The organism is Corallococcus sp. 4LFB, from assembly GCF_046520365.1.
Classification (GTDB): Bacteria; Myxococcota; Myxococcia; order Myxococcales; family Myxococcaceae; genus Corallococcus; species Corallococcus caeni.
Window position 1 is genome coordinate 1 of the sequence record NZ_JBKGHJ010000762.1, and the last position, 2730, is coordinate 2730.

Annotated in this window: 2 protein-coding genes; both read right to left on the reverse strand. The window is 71.0% G+C overall.

What is annotated here, in order from left to right; genetic code table 11:
* Window positions 1-800: AMP-binding protein (locus ACLEQD_RS40770; protein ID WP_410391315.1), on the reverse strand; the 800-nt coding region annotated here is incomplete at its 3' end.
* A 125-nt stretch (window positions 801-925) separates the two neighbouring features.
* On the reverse strand, window positions 926-2730 hold a 1805-nt coding region (locus ACLEQD_RS40775; RefSeq protein ID WP_410391316.1), incomplete at its 5' end, for an Hsp70 family protein.

The following is a 2730-nucleotide window of genomic DNA, read 5'->3' on the forward strand; positions in this document are numbered from 1 at the left end:
GTGCCCCCGAAGCGCGACACCGCCTCCAGCCACGCCATGGGCCGCTTGAGGAACGCCATCGGCGACATCAGCGCCACCGGGAACCCACCATGCAGCGGCTCCAGGATGCCGCCGATGAGGCCCATGTCGTGGTACGGCGGCAGCCAGATGACGCCCACGCTGTCCGCCCGCGCCTGGAACGCGCCGTGGATGAGCGACAGGTTGTGCAGCAGGTTCCCGTGCGTGAGCATCACGCCCTTGGGCGTGCCCGTGCTCCCGGACGTGTACTGGAGGAACGCGAGCGACTCCGCCCCCACGCCCTCGGGCGCCACCCAGTCCCGCTCACCGCCCTCCGGCAGCGCATCCGTCGCCATCCAGTGCAGCGCGCGGAAGTCCGGCGCCTGCTCGAAGACGAAGTCCGACAGCTCCAGGATGCCGGACGTGGTGAGCACCACCGACGCCCTCGCGTCCTGGATGATGGCGCGCAGGCGGGGCAGGGTGCGCTCCAGCCGCATCGGATCCGGCGGATACGCGGGCACCGCCACCGCGCCCGCGTACAGACAGCCGAAGAAGCCCGCGACGTAGTCCAGCCCCGGCGGGTACAGGAGCAGCACGCGCTCGCCCACCGCGCCCCGCTCGCGCAGCGCCGTCGCGATCCTCCGCGCGCGCGCGTCCAGGTCCGCCGCGCTCCAGACGGTCTCTTCGCCGTCGCCGTCTCCCAGGAAGGTATAGAGCGGCGCGTGGGCGGAAGGCCCATGGACAAGCTTCAACAGGACGCCAGGAAGGGTTCGCGAGAAGTCGGGCACGGGGGGGCCGTCCATGTGTCAAAAACCGCCGACACTTAATAGCAGCCCTGGTGCTCAATCCCGTAGGCACTCGCGGTGATGAATCCCCCCACGAAGGCTCCCGCCGCCAGCCCACTCGGCGAGCGGGAACCCGCCGGGAATCACGCGCGGCCGAACAGGCCCTTCAACCACCCCATGAAACCTTTCTGCCGTGACACGACCGCTGCGTCCGGAGGTGCCTCCTGGACGAGCGGCGCGGACGCCGCCACGGGGGTGCGCGCCGCCGGAGCCACTGCGGTCTCCTGCTGCGCCAGCCGCGCCTTCACCACCTCCGGCGTGTCACGGGTGGTGAACGTGCTGACCACCTCGCGCCCCGTGCTGCCCTCCCGCGCGATCACCTTCAGCAGCGACTCGTTGTTCACCTCGAACGTCACCTGCACCTGCACCGCGCCGCGCGGCTTCTTCGGCAGGCCCGCGAGCCGCAGCGTGCCCAGGTACTCGTTGTCCTGCGCGCGCTCGGAGTCTCCCTGGAAGACGGTGAGCTCCAGCTCCGTCTGGTCGTCCCGGTGCGTGGAGAGCGTGTAGCTCTTGGCCGCCGGCAGCGACACGTTGCGCTCCAGCACCGGCTTGAAGCGCCCACCCGGCAGCCCCACGCCAATGGCCATGGGCAGCACGTCGATGAGCACCACGCCCTCCAGCTGCCCCAGGCTGTGCGCCAGCAGCGCCGCGCCCAGCGCCACCGCCTCGTCCGGGTGCACGCCCTTGCTGGGCGGCCGGCCGAAGAACTTCGTGATCTTCTCGTGCACCAGCGGGAAGCGGCTCTGCCCACCGACGAGGATCACCTCGTCGATGTCCTGCGGCTTCAGCCCCTTGGCCTGGAGCACCTCCTCGCAGACCTGGACCGTGCGGTCCACCAGCCCCTCCGTCAGGGCGATCAACTTCTGCCGCGTGAGCGTGACGTCCAGGTCGTACGGCTTGTTGTCGATCATCGTGATGAAGGCCACGTGCACGCGCATCTCCGAGCGCTCGGAGAGGGCGCACTTGGCCCGCTCCGCCGCGTCGTTGATGCGCTGCAGGGCCACCCGGTCCCCCTGGAAGGCGCGGCCCGTCTGCCGCTGGAACTCCGCCAGGAGGTACTCCACGATGGCGTTGTCGAAGTCGATGCCGCCCAGGAACGTGTCGCCGCCGGTGGAGATCACCTCGTAGACGGTGTCGTGCAGCTCCAGCACCGACGCGTCGAACGTGCCGCCGCCCAGGTCGTACACCAGCACGCGCTGGTTGAGCTTCCGGCCGTAGCCGTACGCCAGCGCCGCCGCCGTGGGCTCGTTGAGGATGCGCTCCACGTACAGGCCCGCGAGCTTGCCCGCCTCGCGCACCGCGTGCCGCTGGTTGTCGTTGTAGTAGGCGGGCACCGTGATGACCGCCCGGGAGATGGGCTGGCCCAACTGGTTCTGCGCCACCTCGCGGACCTCCCGCAGGATCAGCGCGGAGATCTGCTGGAGCGAATAGATGCGGTCGCCCAGGCGCACCGCCGCCTCGCCGTTCTGGCCCGCGGCGATCTCGTAGTGGAAGCGGCCCTTGATCTGCCCCACGATGGGCGACGCGTACGGCCGGCCCACCAGCCGCTTGGCGCCGTACACCGTCTGGCGCGGGTTGGTGAGCATCTGCCCCTTCGCGGGGTGGCCCACCACCAGCTTGCCGCGCTGGTTGAACGCGAGGATGGAGGGCACCGTGTTGTGGCCCTCGCGGCTGGGCAGCACCCCGGGCTTCGCGCCGCGCACGAACGCGGCGCACGAGTTCGTCGTCCCCAGGTCGATGCCAATCACCGGCCCCGTCCGGGGCGGCTCGTCGATGTTCAGCCCCAGCGCGGCGTCCGTCACCATCTCCAGGGCGGGCGCGGCCGGGGGGCTCCATCCGGGGCGCGGCGCCGGACTCCGCGGACACGGCCGGGGGCAGGGCAGGGGCC